The 20,292-nt window shown below is 71.0% G+C and carries 17 protein-coding genes and 1 pseudogene; 7 read left to right on the top strand and 11 right to left on the bottom strand.

What is annotated here, in order from left to right:
* Nucleotides 1–7: 7 nt before the first annotated feature.
* The 3 genes from ACIHCX_RS02375 to coxB are packed head-to-tail and all read right to left on the bottom strand — an operon-like array spanning nt 8 to nt 3,098.
* The gene (locus tag ACIHCX_RS02375; RefSeq protein WP_400025785.1) at nt 8–406 is read right to left on the bottom strand and encodes a cytochrome c oxidase subunit 4; all 399 of its coding nucleotides are present in this window, start codon (nt 404–406) and stop codon (nt 8–10) included.
* Nucleotides 403–2,139 (bottom strand): cytochrome c oxidase subunit I, encoded by a 1,737-nt coding sequence (gene ctaD / locus ACIHCX_RS02370; protein ID WP_400025784.1) that lies wholly within the window; start codon nt 2,137–2,139, stop codon nt 403–405. Before ctaD ends, ACIHCX_RS02375 begins: the two co-directional genes overlap by 4 nt.
* Entirely contained in the window at nt 2,136–3,098 is a 963-nt protein-coding gene (gene coxB, locus ACIHCX_RS02365; protein ID WP_400025783.1) for a cytochrome c oxidase subunit II, read from the bottom strand. Before coxB ends, ctaD begins: the two co-directional genes overlap by 4 nt.
* Before the next feature lie 317 nt (nt 3,099–3,415).
* Between coxB and ACIHCX_RS02360 the strand changes: the two genes are divergently transcribed.
* The gene (locus tag ACIHCX_RS02360) at nt 3,416–4,798 is read left to right on the top strand and encodes a cysteine desulfurase/sulfurtransferase TusA family protein (RefSeq protein WP_400025781.1); all 1,383 of its coding nucleotides are present in this window, start codon (nt 3,416–3,418) and stop codon (nt 4,796–4,798) included.
* A gap of 78 nt (nt 4,799–4,876) precedes the next feature.
* Here the strand turns inward: ACIHCX_RS02360 and ACIHCX_RS02355 are convergent, their stop codons facing one another.
* On the bottom strand, nt 4,877–5,851 hold the full coding sequence (locus tag ACIHCX_RS02355) for a carbohydrate kinase family protein (protein WP_400025780.1): 975 nt from the start codon (nt 5,849–5,851) through the stop codon (nt 4,877–4,879).
* 389 nt (nt 5,852–6,240) lie between these two features.
* Between ACIHCX_RS02355 and ACIHCX_RS02350 the strand changes: the two genes are divergently transcribed.
* Nucleotides 6,241–7,872 (top strand): hypothetical protein, encoded by a 1,632-nt coding sequence (locus tag ACIHCX_RS02350; RefSeq protein ID WP_400025778.1) that lies wholly within the window; start codon nt 6,241–6,243, stop codon nt 7,870–7,872.
* Nucleotides 7,873–7,953: 81 nt separating this feature from the next.
* Here ACIHCX_RS02350 and ACIHCX_RS02345 read toward each other — a convergent pair whose 3' ends face one another.
* The gene (locus tag ACIHCX_RS02345; RefSeq protein WP_006135694.1) at nt 7,954–8,310 is read right to left on the bottom strand and encodes an iron-sulfur cluster assembly accessory protein; all 357 of its coding nucleotides are present in this window, start codon (nt 8,308–8,310) and stop codon (nt 7,954–7,956) included.
* A gap of 322 nt (nt 8,311–8,632) precedes the next feature.
* Between ACIHCX_RS02345 and nadA the strand changes: the two genes are divergently transcribed.
* Nucleotides 8,633–9,817 (top strand): quinolinate synthase NadA, encoded by a 1,185-nt coding sequence (gene nadA, locus ACIHCX_RS02340; RefSeq protein WP_400025777.1) that lies wholly within the window; start codon nt 8,633–8,635, stop codon nt 9,815–9,817.
* A gap of 145 nt (nt 9,818–9,962) precedes the next feature.
* On the opposite strand, the pseudogene ACIHCX_RS02335 reads toward nadA, so the two are convergent.
* Nucleotides 9,963–10,332, bottom strand: a pseudogene (locus ACIHCX_RS02335) (IS701 family transposase); the annotation flags it as partial.
* A 223-nt stretch (nt 10,333–10,555) separates the two neighbouring features.
* On the opposite strand from ACIHCX_RS02335, the gene ACIHCX_RS02330 reads away from it, so the two are divergent.
* Nucleotides 10,556–10,753, top strand: a complete 198-nt coding sequence (locus ACIHCX_RS02330) for a DUF397 domain-containing protein (RefSeq protein WP_400025775.1) — start codon at nt 10,556–10,558, stop codon at nt 10,751–10,753.
* A gap of 52 nt (nt 10,754–10,805) precedes the next feature.
* On the opposite strand, the gene ACIHCX_RS02325 is transcribed toward ACIHCX_RS02330, so the two are convergent.
* From ACIHCX_RS02325 to ACIHCX_RS02305, 5 genes are all read right to left on the bottom strand, one after another.
* Nucleotides 10,806–13,922, bottom strand: coding sequence for an efflux RND transporter permease subunit (locus ACIHCX_RS02325; protein ID WP_400025773.1), 3,117 nt, complete (start codon nt 13,920–13,922; stop codon nt 10,806–10,808).
* 203 nt (nt 13,923–14,125) lie between these two features.
* Nucleotides 14,126–14,809 carry a response regulator gene (locus ACIHCX_RS02320; protein WP_400025772.1) on the bottom strand — a complete coding sequence of 228 codons (684 nt, stop codon included), beginning with the start codon at nt 14,807–14,809 and terminating at the stop codon, nt 14,126–14,128.
* Nucleotides 14,806–16,026, bottom strand: a complete 1,221-nt coding sequence (locus tag ACIHCX_RS02315; protein WP_400025770.1) for a sensor histidine kinase — start codon at nt 16,024–16,026, stop codon at nt 14,806–14,808. The genes ACIHCX_RS02320 and ACIHCX_RS02315 overlap by 4 nt, the downstream gene beginning before the upstream one ends.
* A 184-nt stretch (nt 16,027–16,210) precedes the next feature.
* Nucleotides 16,211–16,489, bottom strand: coding sequence for a hypothetical protein (locus tag ACIHCX_RS02310; RefSeq protein ID WP_400025768.1), 279 nt, complete (start codon nt 16,487–16,489; stop codon nt 16,211–16,213).
* A 56-nt stretch (nt 16,490–16,545) separates the two neighbouring features.
* On the bottom strand, nt 16,546–17,343 hold the full coding sequence (locus ACIHCX_RS02305; protein WP_400025767.1) for a PspA/IM30 family protein: 798 nt from the start codon (nt 17,341–17,343) through the stop codon (nt 16,546–16,548).
* Between the two features lie 285 nt (nt 17,344–17,628).
* Here ACIHCX_RS02305 and ACIHCX_RS02300 point away from each other — a divergent pair, with 285 nt between their 5' ends.
* The 3 genes from ACIHCX_RS02300 (at nt 17,629) to ACIHCX_RS02290 (ending at nt 20,253) form a co-directional block, all read left to right on the top strand.
* Entirely contained in the window at nt 17,629–18,228 is a 600-nt protein-coding gene (locus tag ACIHCX_RS02300; protein WP_400025765.1) for a DUF3043 domain-containing protein, read from the top strand.
* A gap of 83 nt (nt 18,229–18,311) precedes the next feature.
* Nucleotides 18,312–19,022 (top strand): class I SAM-dependent methyltransferase, encoded by a 711-nt coding sequence (locus ACIHCX_RS02295; RefSeq protein WP_400025763.1) that lies wholly within the window; start codon nt 18,312–18,314, stop codon nt 19,020–19,022.
* A 130-nt stretch (nt 19,023–19,152) separates the two neighbouring features.
* The gene (locus tag ACIHCX_RS02290) at nt 19,153–20,253 is read left to right on the top strand and encodes a S1C family serine protease (protein WP_400025761.1); all 1,101 of its coding nucleotides are present in this window, start codon (nt 19,153–19,155) and stop codon (nt 20,251–20,253) included.
* Nucleotides 20,254–20,292 lie beyond the last annotated feature (39 nt).

Here is a 20,292-nt window from a genome sequence, read left to right as displayed (position 1 = left end):
ACGCGGGTCACTGGGTGCGGTTCTCACCGCGGTAGTACTCGAAGACCCAGCCCCAGACGGAGATCATGATGATGGGCGCCGCGAAGTACACGAGCCACCAGCCGACCGCGATGCCGAGGAAGGCCAGCGCGCCGCCGATACCGAGGCCGAGCGGCTGCCAGCTGTGCGGGCTGAAGAAGCCCAACTCGCCGGCGTCGTCCGCGACATCGGCCTCCTTGTCGTCCTGAGCGCCCACGTCGACCCGCCGGGCCGTGAAGCCCAGGTAGAAGCCGATCATGATGCTCAGACCGAAGGCCATGAAGAGAGCCGTCGCGCCGACCGCTTCCTTCGACCACACGCCGTAGACGATGGCCGTGATGAGCAGGAAGACGCTCAGCCACATGAACAACTTGCCCTGGATCTTCACTTGCCGGCCTCCTTGCCGCCAGCGAGGGCCTTCTCACCGTGACCGGCGTTCTGGAGCTGGTCCAGCGCGGCGATCTCGGGGTGGTGCAGGTCGAATGCCGGGGATTCGCTGCGAATCCGGGGCAGGGTGAGGAAGTTGTGCCGCGGCGGCGGGCAGGAGGTCGCCCACTCCAGGGAGCGGCCGTAGCCCCACGGGTCGTCGACGCCGACCGGCTTGCCGTACTTGGCCGTCTTCCAGATGTTGTAGAAGAACGGCAGGACCGACAGGCCGAGCACGAACGAGAAGATCGTCGACACCGTGTTCAGCGCGGTGAAGCCGTCGGCCGCCAGGTAGTCGGCGTACCGGCGCGGCATGCCCTCCACACCCAGCCAGTGCTGGACCAGGAAGGTGCCGTGGAAGCCGATGAACAGCAGCCAGAAGGTGATCTTGCCGAGCCGCTCGTCGAGCATCTTGCCGGTGAACTTCGGCCACCAGAAGTGGAATCCGGCGAACATCGCGAACACCACGGTGCCGAAGACGACGTAGTGGAAGTGCGCCACCACGAAGTACGAGTCCGAGATGTGGAAGTCCAGCGGCGGCGCCGCCAGGATCACACCGGTCAGACCACCGAAGACGAAGGTGATCAGGAAGCCGGTCGCCCACAGCATCGGCGTCTCGAAGGAGAGGCTGCCCTTCCACATGGTGCCGACCCAGTTGAAGAACTTCACACCGGTCGGGACCGCGATCAGGAAGGTCATGAAGGAGAAGAACGGCAGGAGCACGCCGCCGGTCACGTACATGTGGTGCGCCCACACCGTCACCGACAGACCGGCGATGGCGATCGTCGCGCCGATCAGGCCCATGTAGCCGAACATCGGCTTGCGGGAGAAGACCGGGATGATCTCACTGACGATGCCGAAGAACGGCAGCGCGATGATGTACACCTCGGGGTGCCCGAAGAACCAGAACAGGTGCTGCCACAGCAGCGCACCGCCGTTGGCCGCGTCGAAGACGTGGGCGCCGAACTTGCGGTCCGCCTCCAGCGCGAGCAGCGCGGCGGCCAGCACCGGGAAGGCCAGCAGGACCAGCACCGCGGTCAGCAGCACGTTCCACACGAAGATCGGCATGCGGAACATGGTCATGCCCGGCGCGCGCATGCAGATGATCGTGGTGATGAAGTTGACCGAGCCGAGGATCGTACCGAAACCGGACAGGGCCAGACCCATGATCCACAGGTCGCCGCCGAGGCCCGGCGAGTGCACCGCGTCCGACAGCGGGGCGTAGGCGAACCAGCCGAAGTCGGCCGCGCCCTGCGGGGTGAGGAAGCCGCCCACCGCGATCAGCGAGCCGAGCAGGTACAGCCAGTAGGCGAACATGTTCAGCCGCGGGAAGGCGACGTCCGGGGCGCCGATCTGCAGCGGCATGATCCAGTTCGCGAAGCCCGCGAACAGCGGCGTCGCGAACATCAGCAGCATGATCGTGCCGTGCATCGTGAACGCCTGGTTGAACTGCTCGTTCGACATGAGCTGCATGCCGGGACGGGCCAGTTCGGCGCGCATGAGGAGCGCCATCACGCCGCCGATGCAGAAGAACGCGAAGGCGGTGACGAGGTACAGCGTTCCGATGGTCTTGTGGTCGGTGGTCGTCAGCCACTTCACCACGAGATTGCCCGGTTGCTTGCGCCGGACCGGCAGCTCGCTCTCGTAAGAGTCCTCAGCTGCCGCGGCACCCTGAGGTTCGTTGAGGATGCTCACAGGTTGTTCGTCTCCCGGTTCTTCTCGTGGCTCGTCTGCGCGATGCCTGCGGGAACGTAACCGGTCTGCCCCTTCTTGGCGAGGTCCTTGAGGTGCTGCTCATAGCGCTCGGGCGAGACGACCTTCACGTTGAACAGCATCCGGGAGTGGTCCTGGCCGCACAGCTCGGCGCACTTGCCCCGGAAGGTGCCCTCCATGGTGGGGGTCACCTGGAAGGAGTTGGTGTGGCCGGGGATGACGTCCTGCTTCATCAGGAACGGCAGCACCCAGAAGGAGTGGATGACGTCCCGCGAGGTGAGGATGAAGCGGACCGTCTTGCCCTTGGGCAGCCACATGGTGGGACCGGGGTTGCCGTTCTGCGGGTTCCGCGTCCCCGGGATGCCGTAGTCGTAGACACCGCCGGCGTTCGCCGGGAAGTCCGTCTTGAACCGGTCCGGAATGGCGGCCAGGTTCTTGTCGGTCTTCGCGTCGCCCGACGAACCGGCGACGGGCTCGATGTAGTTGAAGGCCCAGCTCCACTGGTAGCCGACGACGTTCACCGTGACGTCCGGCTTCTTGGAGGTGATGTCCATGAGCTTGGACTCGTCACGGGCCGTGAAGTAGAAGAGCACCGAGACGATGACGAGGGGGACCACCGTGTACAGCGCCTCGATGGGCATGTTGTACCGGGTCTGCGGAGGAACCTCTACCTTGGTGCGGCTGCGCCGGTGGAAGAATGCACTCCACAGGATCAGACCCCACACCAGCACGCCGACGGCGAGCGCGGCAGCCCAGGACCCCTGCCACAGCGAGAGGATCCGCGGAGCCTCTTCCGTGGCCGGGGTGGGCATACCAAGGCGGGGGAAGTCCTTGTATGTGCAACCGGTTGCGGTCGCCAGGACCAGGCCCGCGGTCAGTGCCTGCAGCAGCTTCCGCCGCATCGGGCGCCGCGGCGAGCGGTCGGAGCCGTTGGGACTCACGTAGCGCCTTCCCGAGAGTCTCGCCCGCGCTGTTCGGCTGCGGCCTTCTCGCTGGTCGGTCGCGGCCCTGCGTCGGGCAGGGGTTTGGATGTTTATGCGGACCAAACCCTACTGGACGCCTTCCGGCGGTTCGCGGGGAGGGTGCCATACGCGCCGCGGGTCGGCCCGAAGGGGTGGGACACGGTTGCGGCACCCCACGAATTGACGGTGTTTGGGCACCTCTGAGGTCGGGAGTGCGGCATTTATGACGACTGCGGGGCCATGGGCGGCTTGTCGCGCAGTTCCCCGCGCGCCTTTGGGGCGCTTAGCGTTGGCGTGTGGCCTACTTCGACGCTGCTTCCAGTGCTCCCCTTCATCCCGTCGCCCGGCAGGCTCTGCTGGCCGCCCTCGACGAGGGGTGGGCCGATCCCGCCCGTCTGTACCGGGAGGGGCGGCGGGCCCGGCTGCTGCTGGACGCGGCCCGGGAGGCGGCCGCGGAGGCGGTGGGGTGCCGGGCCGACGAGCTGACGTTCACCTCCTCGGGGACGCGGGCGGTGCACAGCGGGATCGCGGGAGCGCTGGCGGGTCGTCGGCGCGTCGGACGCCATCTGATCGTGTCAGCGGTCGAACACTCTTCGGTGCTCCACTCCGCCGAGGCGCACGAGGCGGACGGCGGGCCGGTCACGCGGGTGCCGGTCGACCGCCGAGGCCGGGTGGCCGTGGGCGCGTACGAGGCGGCGCTGCGCGAGGACACCGCGCTGGCCTGTCTTCAGTCGGCCAACCACGAGGTGGGCACCGAGCAGCCGGTCGCCGAGGTGGCCGCGGTGTGCCGGGCGGCGGGCGTGCCGCTGCTGGTGGACGCGGCGCAGTCGCTGGCCTGGGGTCCGGTCGGCGGCGACTGGTCGCTGCTGACGGCGAGCGCCCACAAGTGGGGCGGGCCGCCCGGGACCGGGCTGCTCGTCGTGCGCAAGGGGGTGCGGTTCGCGCCGCGCGGGCCGGTGGACGAGCGGGAGTCGGGCCGGGCGGCGGGCTTCGAGAACATCCCGGCGATCGTGGCGGCGGCGGCCGCGCTGCGGGCGGTGCGGGCGGAGGCGGCCGAGGAGGCGGTACGGCTGCGGGAGTTGACGGAGCGGATCCGGGCGCGGGTGCCGCGTCTTGTGCCGGAGGTGGAGGTCGTGGGCGACCCGGCCCGCCGGCTGCCGGGGCTCGTCACCTTCTCCTGTCTCTATGTCGACGGGGAGACATTGCTGCACGAGCTGGACCGCGAGGGCTTCTCCGTGTCCTCCGGTTCGTCCTGCACGAGCAGCACGTTGACGCCGAGCCATGTCCTCAGGGCGATGGGTGTGCTGAGCGAGGGCAATGTGCGGGTCTCACTGCCGCCCGGGACGCCGGAGGAGGAGGTCGAGCGGTTCCTCGCCGTCCTGCCGGGCGCGGTGGCGGCGGTGCGGGAGAAGCTCGGGGCGCCGGCCGGGGCGGCACCGGCCGGCGGGCGGGAGGACGCGCTGGTCGTGGACGCCCTCGGCAGGCGCTGCCCGATCCCGGTGATCGAGCTGGCCAAGGTCTTCGGGGACGTGCCGGTCGGCGGCACGGTCCGCGTCCTGTCCGACGACGAGGCGGCGCGGCTGGACGTTCCGGCGTGGTGCGAGATGCGCGGGCAGGAGTACGTGGGCGAGGAGCCGGCGGACGTGGGTTCGGCTTACGTCGTCCGCCGGGTCTCCTAGGTTTCTCCGGGTTCCGCCCGGTGCCACCCGGTTCCTTCTGTTTCCGTCTGTCTCCGTCTGTCCTCGCCCGACGTCCCGTCAGGAGAGGTGGGCGCGGACCTCGCGGGCCGCGTCGTCGCCGTAGGCCTTGGTGAAGCGCTCCATGAAGTGGCCGCGGCGCAGCTGGTACTCCTGGGTACCCACGGTCTCGATCACCAGCGTGGCCAGCATGCAGCCGACCTGGGCGGCGCGCTCCTGGGAGACGCCCCAGGCCAGGCCGGAGAGGAACCCGGCGCGGAAGGCGTCGCCGACGCCCGTCGGGTCGGCCTTGCGCTCCTCGTCCGGGCAGCCGACCTCGACCGGGTCCTCGCCGGCGCGCTCGATGCGCACGCCGCGCGAGCCGAGGGTGGTGACCCGGTGGCCGACGCGGGAGAGGATCTCGGCGTCGCTCCAGCCGGTCTTGGACTCGATGAGGCCCTTCTCGTACTCGTTGGAGAACAGGTACGTCGCCCCGTCCAGCAGTATCCGGATCTCGTCGCCGTCCATCCGCGCGATCTGCTGGGAGAAGTCGGCCGCGAAGGGGATGGCGCGCGAGCGGCACTCCTCGGTGTGCCGGAGCATCGCCTCCGGGTCGTCCGCACCGATCAGGACCAGGTCGAGCCCGCCGACGCGGTCGGCGACGGTCTTGAGCTCGATGAGGCGGGCCTCACTCATCGCGCCCGTGTAGAAGGAGCCGATCTGGTTGTGGTCGGCGTCGGTGGTGCACACGAACCGGGCGGTGTGCAGGGTCTCCGAGATGCGGACCGAGGAGGTGTCGACGCCGTGCCGGTCCAGCCAGGCCCGGTACTCGCCGAAGTCGGGTCCGGCGGCGCCCACCAGGACCGGCCCCGTACCGAGCTGGCCCATGCCGAAGGCGATGTTGGCGCCGACCCCGCCGCGCCGGACGTCCAGCTGGTCGACCAGGAAGGAGAGCGAGACCGTGTGCAGCTGATCCGCGACGAGCTGGTCCGCGAAGCGTCCGGGGAAGGTCATGAGGTGGTCGGTGGCGATGGAGCCGGTGACTGCGATGCGCACGGCGTGGATGCTCCTGGAGTCAGGGGGATTGACAGTTCACGCTACCCGGTCCTGGGGCCGGTGCCCACGTCGCCGCTCGCCGGGCCCTCACCGGGTCCGGACATCCCCCGCCGGGCGGCACCCGACCGGGTCTCCGTTCCGCCGTCCGTGTCCCGGCCGACGTACGGACCGGACCCGGCCGACGTACGGGCCGGAGTCGGCCGGCTTACGGGCCGGGACCCGATCGGCGTACGGAAGGGAACCGCGCACTCCCCCTCCGCGTCCCATCGCTGTCCCCCACCCGGGGGATGCGGGATACGACCCGCCGAGCATCGACCCACCACGTTGTCAGGGGCCGGTCAGATCGGGTCGGCAGCGAACAGCACCTGTGCAGGCGAAGGAGCGATGCGGTGAACACCGAGCGGCCCGACCACGACGACGAGTCCACGGACACCGCCGAAAAGACCCCGCAGGCCCCTGTGGTTGCGGAGGTCACGGGAGCCCCGGATGACGACGGCCGCCCCGGTGGGAGGCGCGCTTGGGGGCGGTCGCCCGTGGTGGTTGCCTCGGTTGCCGCCACGGTGCTGCTGGTGGGCGGCGGCGGGATGGTGCTCGCCTCGGATCCCGGTGGGCGTGACCAGGGGGCGGGAGTGCCCGGCGGGCACGGCACCCCGGGGCCGCTGGTCCTCGACGGGTACTCCGCCCCGGCCGCCGGGACCGGCACGGGTGACGGCACCCCGGGCGCCGGGGCCGGCACGGGTGACGGCGCTCCGAACGGCATCGCGCCGGGGGAGCCCAACCCCTACGGCACGACCTACCGGGCCACCGGCCCGCTGCCCGAGGGACCCGGCTCGGCACCGGTCTACCGGGCGCGGGGCGAGGTCACCCGGGACGAGGTGGCCGGGCTCGCCGAGGCGCTCGGCGTGAAAGGGACACCGGTGGCCGATGCCCAGGCGTGGCGGGTGGGGTCCGGGAAGGACGGTTCCGGACCGTTCCTGCGCGTCGAGCGGACGGCGCCGGGGGCCTGGACGTTCAGCCGGTACGCGCCGGGCACCGACGACTGTAAGGGCGCGCTGTGCGGGCACGACCCGGCGGCCCCGCCCGTCCGTCCGTTGGGCATGGCGGCGGCGCTGAAGGCGGCGGCCCCGGTGCTCAAGGCCCTGGGACAGGACGACGCCAAGGTGGACGCGGATCAGGTCATGGGCGACCAGCGGATCGTCAACGCCGATCCGCTGGTCGGCGAGCTGCCCACGTACGGCTGGACGACCGGCCTGAGCATCGGCCGACAGGGCGAGGTGGTCGGCGGCAGCGGCCAGTTGAAGGCACCGGTGAAGGGCGACACCTACCCCGTGCTGAGCGCGCGCAGGACGCTGGACCTGATGAACGGGGCTCCGCGGACCGACCACCGCATGGGCATCGGCGGCTGCGCCAGCCCCGTACCGCTCAAGGACCGCCTGGAGGCGCCGTGCGGGACCTCGGGCTCCGCCTCCCCCGCGCGCACCCCCGCCCCGCAGGACGCCGTCACGATCGGCAAGGCGGTCTTCGGGCTGGCCGCGCACTCCTCCGGGGGGCAGCGGATGCTCGTCCCGTCCTGGCTGTTCGAGGTGCAGGCGCCGGCCGGGCAGGGCGCCGGCACCACGGTGACGTATCCGGCCGTCGCCCCCGAGTACCTGACCTCGTCGGCTCCGCCGTCCGGGCAGTCGACGCCGGCACCGAGGGGCTCGGACGGCGCCCCGGTCACGCGTGACGTGAAGGTGACCGGATACGCCACTGAGGGCGAGGAGCTGACCGTCCGCTTCGAGGGCGGGGTGTGCGCCGACTACCGGGCCTCGGCTCGGGAGAGCTCCGGACGGGTGACGGTCACGGTGACCGAGACCGCGCGGCCGGACACGGTCTGCATCCTGATCGCCAAGGTGTACCACCGCACCCTGCACCTGGACCGGCCCCTCGGCGACCGGAAGGTGGTCGGCGCGGACGGGCAGGAGATCCCCCTGGAGCGGCCGGGGGCACGGCTGCCGGAGTCGCCCTCGCTCGCTCGCTGAGGCCCGCGGGCACAGGAACACGACGGCAGGCGGCCGCCCCGTGAAAGGGGCGGCCGCCTGCCGTGTCCTACCGTGCCCGGATCAGCTGAAGGAGTCGCCGCAGGCGCAGGAGCCGGTCGCGTTCGGGTTGTCGATCGTGAAGCCCTGCTTCTCGATGGTGTCCACGAAGTCGATGGTGGCACCGCCCAGGTAGGGGGCGCTCATGCGGTCGGTGACGACCTTGACCCCGCCGAAGTCCTTCTCCACGTCGCCGTCGAGGGAACGCTCGTCGAAGAAGAGCTGGTAGCGCAGGCCGGAGCAGCCGCCGGGCTGGACGGCGACGCGCAGGGCGAGATCGTCACGGCCTTCCTGGTCGAGCAGGGCCTTGACCTTGGACGCGGCGGCGTCGGTCAGGATGATGCCGTCGGTGACGGTGGTGGTCTCGTCCGATACGGACATCTACATCTCTCCCGGGTTGTACGGAGACTGCTTGCCGACGAGTGCAACCGGCAAGGCCGCGGAATCATTCCGGGCCGGGCGTGTGCCTTTTCTCTTCTCCAGGCTCGTCCCGTTCATGCTCGCACACGGGCGGGAAACCGGACAGCGACCTGTGGACGGGCCCCGGCCGGACCGGGGCTGCGTACCGACCGGGGTCGGGCCGGTGCCGACGGGCCGGATGCCGGGATTCACGTCACATGGACACTATGACGATCGTCAAAGTGACGTGAACCAGCTATCATAGATAGCGTCAGTTCGACGAAAACTAGAAAGGGTGCGTGTCGTGACCACCGCCCAGACCCAGGACCTCGACGTCCAGCCGACGCCGCTCGCCCTCCTGCTCCTCGGCCGCGAGGCCGATCCGAAGAGCGAGCGCGGCGTCGAGTGCCCCGGTGACCTGCCCGCCGCGTCCGACCCGGACCTGGTGGAGCGCGCCCGCGTGGCCAAGGAGAAGCTCGGAGACAAGGTCTTCGTGCTCGGCCACCACTACCAGCGCGACGAGGTCATCCAGTTCGCCGATGTCACGGGCGACTCCTTCAAGCTGGCCCGGGAGGCGGCCGCGCGGCCGGAGGCCGAGTACATCGTGTTCTGCGGTGTGCACTTCATGGCCGAGTCCGCGGACATCCTCACGTCCGACGAGCAGCAGGTGGTCCTGCCGGACCTGGCGGCCGGCTGCTCGATGGCCGACATGGCCACGGCCGAGCAGGTCGCCGAGTGCTGGGACGTGCTCACCGAGGCCGGGATCGCCGACCAGGTCGTCCCGGTGTCGTACATGAACTCCTCCGCCGACATCAAGGCCTTCACGGGCAAGCACGGCGGCACCATCTGCACGTCGTCGAACGCCGAGCGGGCACTGGAGTGGGCCTTCCAGCAGGGCGAGAAGATCCTGTTCCTGCCCGACCAGCACCTGGGCCGGAACACGGCCGTACGGGACATGGGCATGACGCTGGACGACTGCGTCGTCTACAACCCGCACAAGCCGAACGGCGGACTGACCGCCGAGGAACTGCGGGCGGCGAAGATGATCCTGTGGCGGGGCCACTGCTCGGTGCACGGCCGCTTCAGCCTGGACTCGGTGAACGACGTCCGCGAGCGCATCCCGGACGTCAACGTCCTGGTCCACCCCGAGTGCAGGCACGAGGTGGTCGCCGCGGCGGACTACGTCGGCTCGACCGAGTACATCATCAAGAAGCTCGACGCCGCGCCGGCCGGCTCCAAGTGGGCCATCGGCACGGAGCTGAACCTGGTGCGCCGGCTGGCGAACCGTTACGCCTCCGAGGACAAGGAGATCGTCTTCCTCGACAAGACGGTCTGCTTCTGCTCCACGATGAACCGCATCGACCTGCCCCACCTGGTCTGGGCCCTGGAGTCCCTGGCCGAGGGCAACCTGGTCAACCGCATCCAGGTGGACAAGGAGACGGAAGGCAACGCCAAGCTCGCCCTGGAGCGGATGCTGGCACTGCCGTAGCCCCGACGTCGCAGTCAGTCAGGGTGCCCCGGCCGCCTCACGGCGACCGGGGCACCCGCACGCCTGCACGCCTGCACGAGGACGACACCGGCCCACCCGTGTCTCCGAGGATGCTGGTTCGTGATCGTTGCTGATGGCGGCGTCGCCAGTCGGACCAACGGGGTCGGTGGGCGATGTCGTGGAGGGGCTGGACGACGAGCGTGGATCCGGCGACCTTCACCAAGGTAGTCAGCGGCACCGGTTCGGGTGAGTAGCAGCGGTAGTAGGCGAGTTCATCGGTCGTGCGGTTGCGGCGGATCAGCTCGTGGTGGTGGCCCGGCGCCGCCTCGGCTAGGTCGATGACTGCCCAGTCGTGGATGCTGTCCCTTCGCGCCACGTTCGGCTGAGAGCCTCTGCCAGGCCCGCTTGGGCACGTTCTTCGCCAGGGCAGCGACGCGGAGCGTGCCGGCGGTAGTGGTCACCTCGGCCGAGCAGGCCACCGCGAGCACATGGCCCAGGCCACGTTCCTCGACCGAGAGGAGCGACGGGATGATCCGCGACGGACGGGACGGTACGCCGCTGCGGTTGCTGCCGTGGACGACACCGGAGGGCGCCCGAGGGAATCCGGACCGGCCACCTCTACGAAGACCGGGACCCGGCGAAGAAGTGGCGGCGGCAGTACGAGGTGCTCCGCGCCAACGCGCTTTCGCCTGGTGCCTCGTCAGAGCTGATTCGACAGGCGATGGAGGACTACACGTCATGCGACACACCCCCGAGCTGAACGACGTCCGCTGGCGCAGGAGCAGCTACAGCAACACCAACGGGGGCGAATGCGTCGAGGTCGCCGAGGACTTCCCCGGTGTCGTCCCCGTCCGGGACAGCAAGAACCCCTGCGGCCCCGTCCTCGTCGTCCCGGCCGCCGTCTGGGACGCCTTCCTCGACTCGCTGAAGGCATGAGAAAACGGCCGGGTCTCATGGGAGACCCGGCCGTTCGCTGTGTCATGTGCCGTTACACGCCCGCGGGTTCCAGCACCTTGTCCTCGTCCTCGCGGACCTCGCGCTTCGCCGCCCGCTTCTTCGCGCGGCGCTCCTTGCGGAGTTCCAGCATCGCGTAGAGCGTCGGGACCAGCAGCAGGGTCAGCAGGGTGGAGGTGATCAGGCCGCCGATCACGACCACGGCCAGCGGCTGGGCGATGAAACCGCCCTCGCCGGTGACACCCAGGGCCATCGGGAGCAGGGCGAAGATCGTGGCCATTGCCGTCATGAGGATGGGGCGCAGACGGTGGCGGCCGCCTTCCACGATCGCCTCGACGATCCCGTACCCCTGGCTGCGGTACTGGTTGATCAGGTCGATCAGCACGATCGCGTTCGTCACCACGATGCCGATCAGCATCAGCATGCCGATCATCGCGGGGACGCCCATCGGCGTACCGGTGACGATCAGCAGGCCGAGCGCGCCGGTCGCGGCGAACGGGATGGAAACCAGCAGGATCAGCGGCTGGGCCAGCGACCGGAAGGTCCCCACCAGCAGCATGAAGACGATCGCGATCGCCGCCAGCATGGCCAGGCCGAGGTTCTTCTGGGCGTCGTTCTGGTCGGAGGTGACTCCGCCGATCTCGGCCGTCGCGCCCGCGGGCAGCTTCAGTTTCTCGATCTTCGACTGGAGGTCCATGCTGACCGCGCCGGTGTTGTCACCGGTCGGCTTGGCCGTGATCGTGGCGGCACGCTGACCGTCGATGCGGGTCATCGACACCGGGCCGTCGACCAGCTTGACGGTCGCGATGTCGCCCAGCTTCACCGGGCCGAGCCGCAGGTTCTTCAGCTCGTCCAGCGTCTGGGCGGGCTTCGCCGAGCGGATGACGACGTTGCGCTCGGTGTCGTCCAGGGTCGCCTTGGCGACCGTGCTGCCCTTGACCGCCTGGGTGACGGCCATGCCGAGGGTCTGGTCGGTGAAGCCGGCCGCCGCCGCCTTGGAGTTGGCCCGCACCGAGATGCGCGGCACGCTCTGCGACAGGTCGCTGGTGACGTCGGTGACGTGGTCCAGGCCGGCGACCGCCTTGCGGACCTGCTCGGAGGCCTTGCGCAGCGCGTCGGCGTCGCCCGCCTTGACGACCACCTTCAGGTCCTGGCCGCCGAAGCCGCCGCCGCCGTCCGCAATCGTGACGGTACCGACGCCGGACAGCTTCTGCAGACGGTCCTCGATGCCGGCGCGGACGTCGCCGGACGACGCCGAGTCCTCGAGCATCACCTGGTACGAGGCCTGGTTGGTGTCCGTGCCGCCGCCGAAGGCCGCCATGAAGCCGGAGGAGCCGATCGTGACCTGGTAGTCCTTGACGCCCTTGGCCGAGGCGAGCACGTCCTCGACCTTGCGGGCCGCGGCGTCCGTCGCCACCAGGCTGGTGCCCGGCTTCAGCTGCTGCTTGATGCTGAGGACCTTCTCCTCGCCGGGGCTGAAGAAGTTCGTCTTGAGCAGCGGGGTCATGCCGAAGGTCGCGATCAGGACGACGACCGCGATCAGCACGCTGGTCAGGCGGCGCCGGGTGGCGAAGCGCAGGACGGGAACGTACAGGCGCTGCAGGCGGCTGCCGGCCTCCTTCTCCTCGGCCAGGCGGCGGGCCTCCTCCGCCTCGGCGGGCGTGCCCTTGGGGGCGCGCAGGAACCAGTACGACAGGACGGGCACGACCGTCAGCGACACCAGCAGCGAGGCCAGCAGGGCCGCGGTGACGGTGAGGCTGAACGGGCCGAACAGCTCGCCCACCATGCCGCCGACCAGGCCGATCGGCAGGAACACGGCGACCGTGGTGAGCGTGGAGGAGGTCACCGCGCCGGCCACCTCGCGCACGGCGGTCATGATGGCGGTGTGGCGCTCCTCGCCGTAGCCGAGGTGGCGCTTGATGTTCTCCAGGACCACGATCGAGTCGTCGACGACCCGGCCGATGGCGATGGTCAGCGCGCCCAGCGTCAGCATGTTCAGCGACAGGTCGCGGGTCCACAGCACGATCAGCGCGAGGACGATGGACAGCGGGATCGACACCACCGTCACCAGCGTGGAGCGGATCGACGCCAGGAAGACCAGGATGACGAGGACCGCGAAGAGCAGGCCGAGCGCGCCCTCGGTGGTCAGGCCTTCGACGGCCTTGGCGACGGCCGGGCCCTGGTCGCTGACGACGGTGATCTTCGCGCCGGAGCCGAGGTTCTGGCGCAGGTCGGGCAGCTTGTCCGTGACCGCCTTGGAGATCGCGACCGCGCTGCCGTCGTGGTCCATGGTGACGACGACGGCGAGGCTGGGCCGGCCGTCGGTACGGGTGATGGAGTCGGCCTTGGCCTGCTCCTGCTTGACGGTGGCGACGTCGCCGAGGCGCACCGCCTTGCCCGCGGCGGCGCCCTCGCCGGTGACCATCAGGTCCTGGATCTGCTTCAGCGAGGTGAAGCCGCCGCCGACCTGGACGGTGCGGTTGGCGCCGTCCTCGTCGAAGGAACCGGCCGGGAGGGTGGCGCCGCCCGCCTGGAGGGCCTGGCTCAGGGCGGCGGAGCCGAGGCCGGCCGCGGCGAGCTTCTTGTCGTCGGGGGTGACGGTGACCTGCAGGTCCCGTACGCCGTTGACGGTGACCTGGCCGACGCCGGAGATGTTCTTCAGCTCCGGTACGACCGTCTTGTCGAGCTGGTCGGCCAGGGCCTGCTGGTCCTTGTCCGAGGTGACGGCGAGGACCACCGTGGGCATGTCGTCCGTGGAACCGGCGATGACCTGCGGCTCGACGTCGCTCGGGAGCTGGGCGCGGGCCCGGTTGACGGCTTGCTGGACGTCGGCGACGAGCTGCTTGGTGTTGTTGCCGTAGTCGAAGGACGCCATGATCACGGCGTTGCCCTCGCTGGCCGTGGAGGTGACGCCGGTGATGCCGTCGACGGCCTTGAGGCTGTTCTCGAGCGGCTCGACGACCTGCTTCTCCACGACGTCCGGGGACGCGCCCTGGTACGGCGCCAGCACGGACACGATGGGAAGGTCGATGCTGGGCAGGAGCTGCTGCTTGAGCTGGGGTATGGCGATCGCCCCGAAGACGAGCGCGATGATCGACATCAGCCCGATCAGGGCCCGTTGCGCGAGGCTGAATCTGGACAGCCAGGACATGGGTCAGGGTCTCTATTCTGTGGAGCGGCGGGCGGCACGGGCGCGCAGGGGGCGCCACCCCTACACCTTCGGGCACGGGCGGACGCCGATCCGTAGCCCCCTGGTCCATTTCCGCGCGCGGCGTCTACTCCGGGCGCAGTACGCCCGTACCGGGGGCGCTACGCCCCGCGACGTACCGGGGCATGCGACCACGCGGGCCGCGCTCACTCCGCCCGGGGACGCACGAGTCCCGACTCGTAGGCGATGACGACGAGCTGTGCCCGGTCGCGGGCGCCCAGCTTGGCCATGGCCCGGTTGACGTGGGTCTTCACGGTCAGCGGGCTGACCTCCAGGCGTTCGGCGATCTCGTCGTTGGAGTGTCCGCCGGCGACCTGGACGAGCACCTCGCGCTCCCGCACGGTCAGCGCGTCCAGCCGGGTGGGGCGGGCCGGGTCGCGGCCGTCGTCCGCCGCGTCGCCCTGCGCGAGGAAGCGGGCGATCAGGCCCTTGGTGGCCACCGGGGACAGCAGCGCCTCTCCCTGCGCCGCGACCCGGATGGCGCTCAGCAGTTCCTCGGGTTCGCTGCCCTTGCCGAGGAAGCCGCAGGCGCCCGCGCGCAGCGACCGCACCACGTAGTCGTCCACCTCGAAGGTGGTCAGGATGACCACGTGCACCTGGGCGAGGGAGGGGTCGGCGCTGATCATGCGGGTGGCCGCGAGGCCGTCGGTGCCGGGCATGCGGATGTCCATCAGCACCACGTCGGCCCGCTGCTCCTTGGCGAGCCGTACCGCCTCCGCGCCGTCGGACGCCTCCCCCACCACCTCCATGTCCGGCTCGGAGTCGACGAGCACCCGGAAGGCGCTGCGCAGGAGTGCCTGGTCGTCGGCGAGCAGGACACGGATCGTCATACGGGGTCCCCCGGGGCACGCGTGCGGGTCTCGACCGGCAGGATCGCATGGACGCGGAAGCCGCCGCCGTAGCGGGGGCCGGTGGTGAGGGTGCCGGCCAGGGCGGTGACCCGCTCGCGCATGCCCAGCAGTCCGTGTCCGCCGCCCGTCTGCGGTCCCGCGGTCTCGCCGGCCCCGTCGTCCAGGACCGTGATCTCGATGTGCGGTCCGACGCGTACGACGCTGACCTCGGCCTTCGCCCGGGTGCCTGCGTGCTTCTGCACATTGGTGAGGGCTTCCTGGACGACCCGGAACGCGGCCAGGCCGACGGCGGCCTGGAGGATGGTGCCGTGGTCGGCGCGGGCGACCTCGACGTGCAGTCCGGCGCTGCGGAAGGTGCCGACGAGCTCGTCGAGGCGGTCCAGGCCGGGGGCCGGCTCCGTGGGGGCCTCCGGGTCGCCGGACTGCCGGAGCAGGCCCACGGTGGCACGCAGTTCGTCGAGCGCGGAGCGGCTGGCCTCCCGGACGTGGCCGAGGGCCTCCTTGGCCTGGTCGGGCCGCTTGTCCATGACGTGGGCGGCCACCCCGGCCTGCACGTTGACCAGGGCGATGTGGTGGGCGACGACGTCGTGCAGGTCGCGGGCGATGCGCAGGCGCTCCTCGGCGACCCGGCGGCGGGCCTCCTCCTCGCGGGTGCGCTCGGCGCGCTCGGCCCGCTCCCTGATGGCGTGCACGAAGGCGCGTCGGCTGCGAACGGCGTCCCCGCCGGCGGCGGCCATGCCGGTCCAGGCGAAGATCGCCAGGTTCTCCTGCGCGTACCAGGGCATCGGCCCGGCGAGCATGGCGGCGCCGGTCAGCACGGTCATGGCGGTCAGGCCCAGACGCAGGGTGGTGAGGCGGTCGGTGACGGCCGCGACGGTGAAGAGGGCGACCACGGCGGACATGGCGACGGGGGCGCGGGGGTCCCCGGTGACGAACTCGATGACCGACATGGTGCCCGTGACGGCGAGGACGGTGCGGGGGGCGCGGCGGCGGAGGACGAGGGCGGCGGCGCCGAGGACCATGAGGACCAGGCTGAGCAGCTCGGGCCGGCGCACCCCCCAGCTGACGGCGTGGTCGCCGCGCGGGCCCACGAAGGAGCCGACCACCATGCACACGAGGACGCAGGCCGCGAGGGCCGCGTCCAGCGCGAAGGGGTGCGCCTTCAGCCGGCATCGGGCGCGGTCGAGGGTGGTCACGCCTGTCTACGGTACGGGGTGGCCCGCCGTACGGGGACGGCGGCGTCCCACGCCGGTGCGGGCCCTGGCACGGCTCCTGGCACGGCTCCTGTCCGGGGGCTGCCGTACTCCCCCGGACAGGCGGTCCGTCCTCACGGGCATCACGAGCACAGGGCTCACGGGCCGCACGGGCCGCACCCGGTCCTCACCCGGGAATGAGGCCGTCGTCGCTCAGCAGGTCCCGGACCTCCTCCAGGGTGGCGTCCGCGGCGGGGAGGATCAGGTCGGACGGCTCCAGGGAGTCGTCCGGCACGGGCTCGCCCAGTTCGCGGACCCTGGACAACAGGGCCGCGAGGGTGCGACGGAAGCCGGGACCGTCGCCCTTCTCCATCTCGACCAGGAGTTCGTCGTCCAGTTTGTTGAGGTCGGCGAGGTGGCCGTCGGCCAGCCTCACCTGTCCCTCTCCCATGATCCGTACGATCATGTCGCCCTCCTCGGCGTGGCCCCGGCTGTCGGTGACGCGGCGTGCCTCGACGCGGCTCACTGCTTGTCGAAGCGCGGGGTGTCCTGCGGCTGCTGCTGGGGCCGGCCCTCGCCCGCGCCGCCTTCGATCGCCTGCCGGTCCGCGGACGAGCCTCCGGCCAGCTCCGCCTTCATGCGCTGGAGCTCCAGCTCTACATCCGTACCACCGGAGAGCCGGTCCAGCTCGGTCTGGATGTCGTCCTTGGCCAGACCGGAGGGGTCGTCCAGGGCGCCGGAGGCGAGCAGCTCGTCGATCGCGCCGGCCCGGGCCTGGAGCTGCGCGGTCTTGTCCTCGGCCCGCTGGATGGCCAGGCCGACGTCGCCCATCTCCTCGGAGATGCCGGAGAACGCCTCGCCGATCCGGGTCTGCGCCTGGGCCGCCGTGTAGGTCGCCTTGATCGTCTCCTTCTTCGTACGGAAGGCGTCGACCTTGGCCTGGAGGCGCTGGGCCGCCAGGGTGAGCTTCTCCTCCTCGCCCTGGAGCGTGGCGTGCTGCGTCTCCAGGTCCGTGACCTGCTGCTGGAGCGCGGCACGGCGGGAGAGCGCCTCGCGGGCCAGGTCCTCGCGGCCCAGCGCGAGCGCCTTGCGGCCCTGGTCCTCCAGCTTTCCGGACTGCTGCTGCAACTGGTTCAGCTGGAGCTCCAGGCGCTTGCGGCTGGTCGCCACGTCCGCGACACCGCGCCGCACCTTCTGCAGCAGCTCCAACTGCTTCTGGTACGAGTAATCGAGGGTCTCGCGCGGGTCCTCGGCCCGGTCAAGGGCCTTGTTCGCCTTCGCGCGGAAGATCATCCCCATACGCTTCATGACACCGCTCATGGGCTTCGCGCGCCCCCTTCTGACGGACTCCAGCTCACAGCTCTGCGACAGAACCCACAGTACGGGCCCTGTGACCATTACCGCACTGTTCGGGAGCGGATCTGGTCATCCCCGAGGACGACTGCGTCCGCTTCCGCTCCGGCGCAGGGAGGATGCGCCCCCCTGATCACCGGGCGACGACGGTCGCAAGACGTCCCCTCTGTCCCCGTACAGACGATCGGTGTTGCCGGATCGTTCCCCGCGGGGCTGGGGTCCATGCGGGTCAAGCCCTTACCCTTGGGTTTTGTGTTCCGTAGCCGTGCCAAGGATGAGAAGGCCCCGGTCGCCGACAAGGCACCGGTGAGCGTCTCCAAGCAGACCCGCGACCCGCAGGCCCCCAAGGGGCGCCCCACCCCCAAGCGGAGTGAGGCGCGTTCCCAGCGCCGCAGCGTCGCCAACACGTCGATGACGCGCAAGGACGCCGCGAAGCGGCAGCGCGAGGAGCGCCGAGTCCAGTTGGAGCGGCAGCGCCAGGCCCTGGCGAGCGGCGACGAGCGCTATCTGCCGGCCCGCGACAAGGGCCCGGTGCGCCGGTTCGCGCGGGACTTCATCGACTCGCGGTTCAACATCGCGGAGTTCTTCCTGCCGATGGCCGTGGTCATCCTGGTCCTGAGCATGATCCGGGTGCCCGCGCTCCAGAACATCGCGCTGCTGCTGTGGCTCGTGGTGATCGTCCTGATCGTGCTGGACTCGGCGCTCAGCGGTTTCCGGCTGAAGAAGCGCCTGAACGACCGCTTCCCGGACCAGAGCAAGCGGGGCGCGGTCGCCTACGCCCTGATGCGCTCCCTCCAGATGCGCCGGCTCCGGCTGCCCAAGCCGCAGGTCAAGCGCGGGGAGCGGCCCTGAGCGCGACCGCTTTCTCCGAGGGTGCGGCGGACGCCTGGCTGCACAAACTGGGTGGGCTGCGTGACGTCGTACGACAGCAACTGGTGGCCCGGCAGCTCGACGAGCAGATAGCCGGGCGGTTCCCGGTCGGGCAGCGGCTGCGGGTGCTGGACGTGGGAATGGGCCAGGGCACCCAGGCTCTGCGGCTGGCCCGGGCCGGGCACCAGGTCACCGGCGTCGAACGGGACCAGACGATGATCTCGGCGGCCCGCGCCGCGCTGGCCGCCGAGCCGGAGGGCATCCGTGCGCGGGTGCGGATCGTCGAGGGCGACGGCCAGGACACCGGCGTGCACTTCCTGCCGGGCAGTTTCGACGTGGTGCTGTGCCACGGGGTGCTGATGTACGTCGAGGAGCCGGACCCGCTGCTCGCGGGGCTGGCGCGGATGCTCGCGCCGGGCGGCCTGCTGTCGCTGCTGGTGCGCAACGGCGACGCGCTGGCGCTGCGCCCGGGGCTGTCCGGCGAGTGGCCGACGACGCTGGCCGCGTTCGACACGACGGCGTACCGCAACCGGCTGGGGCTGGACGTACGGGCGGACCGCCTCGGGAACCTGACGGCGACCCTCGCCGGGATCGGGGCGCCGCTGCGCACCTGGTACGGGGTACGGGTCTTCACGGACACGGCGGCGGACGACGCGGAGCCCCCGTCCGACACCGAGACACTGGAAACACTGCTGGCGGCCGAGGAACGCGCCGGCCGGACGGACCCCTACCGCGCGGTGGCGGCACTGCTGCACCTCTGCGGCGTACGCGGCTGACGCGGCGGCGGGCCCCGTACCCGTCCGGGGGGCGCGGTGCACGCCGGGGCTGCCGCGGGTGGTCGGCCGGTGCCGCTCGTTCGGGTGAGTACCGGGAGCCGGGTGTGGGGCGTGCGGCGAGACTCGGGGCATGGATGTCTTCCCCGCGCGTGCCCTCGCCCGTGGTCCGCGGCCGATCGCCCTGCTCGCCGCCCTCGTCTGCTGCGCCGCGCTGCTGTCCGGGTGCGACGGCGCGGCCGACCCGCAGGCGACGGCCCCCGGGTCGCCGGACCCGGCCGGGGCGCGGCAGCCGGCCGCCGCGACCTCGGCGAACGATCTTCAGACCGCCTTCATGCGGGTGATCAAGGAGGCTCTGCCGTCGGTCGTGCAGATCCAGTCCGGCGACCAGCTGGGGTCCGGGGTCGTGTACGACGACAAGGGGCACGTCGTCACCAACGCGCACGTCGTCGGGACCGGGAAGAGGTTCCAGGTGACCACGGCGAACAGCGAGGCGTCGCTCACCGCCACGCTGGTCTCCACCTACCCGGACCAGGACCTCGCCGTGGTCAAGCTGGACAAGGTGCCGCACGGGCTGAAGGCGGCCACCTTCGGCGAATCGGGGAAGGTGGAGGTCGGGCAGATCGTCCTGGCCATGGGCTCGCCGCTGGGGCTGTCGTCCAGCGTGACCCAGGGGATCGTGTCGGCGACCGGACGCACCGTCAGCGAGGGGCAGGAGGGCGGCGGCACGGGGGCCACGATCGCCGGGATGGTGCAGACGTCGGCCGCGATCAACCCGGGCAACAGCGGGGGCGCGCTGGTGAACCTGAACGGCCAGGTCATCGGCATCCCGACACTCGCCGCCGCCGACCCCCAGCTCGGCGGCAGCGCCGCGCCAGGCATCGGCTTCGCGATCCCGGCGTCGACGGTGAAGACGATCGCCGGCCAGATCGTGCGGTACGGCAGGGTCGTGAACTCCGGCCGGGCCGCGCTCGGCATCACCGGGCGCACCGTCGTCGGCCCGGACTACGAGCCCGCCGGGGTCGCGGTGGTGGTCGTGAAGGACGGCGGGGCCGCGGCACGGGCGGGGATCCGCCCCGGGGACATCATCACCAAGGTGGGCGGCAAGGACATCACCACGATCACCTCGCTGTCGGAGGTCCTCGCCGCCGACCGGCCGGGACAGCGGACGACGGTGACGTACTCGCGTGACGGCAGCGAGAAGACGGTGGACGTGACGCTGGGCGAGCAGTGAGCCGGGGGCGGGCGGCCACCGAATGCCGCCCGGTCCGCC

The sequence above is a fragment of the Streptomyces sp. NPDC052043 genome (assembly GCF_044548235.1).
In the GTDB taxonomy this organism is placed as follows: Bacteria; Actinomycetota; Actinomycetes; order Streptomycetales; family Streptomycetaceae; genus Streptomyces.
Note: the sequence above shows the minus strand (reverse complement) of the source record. Positions and strands in the feature narration are given on the sequence as shown.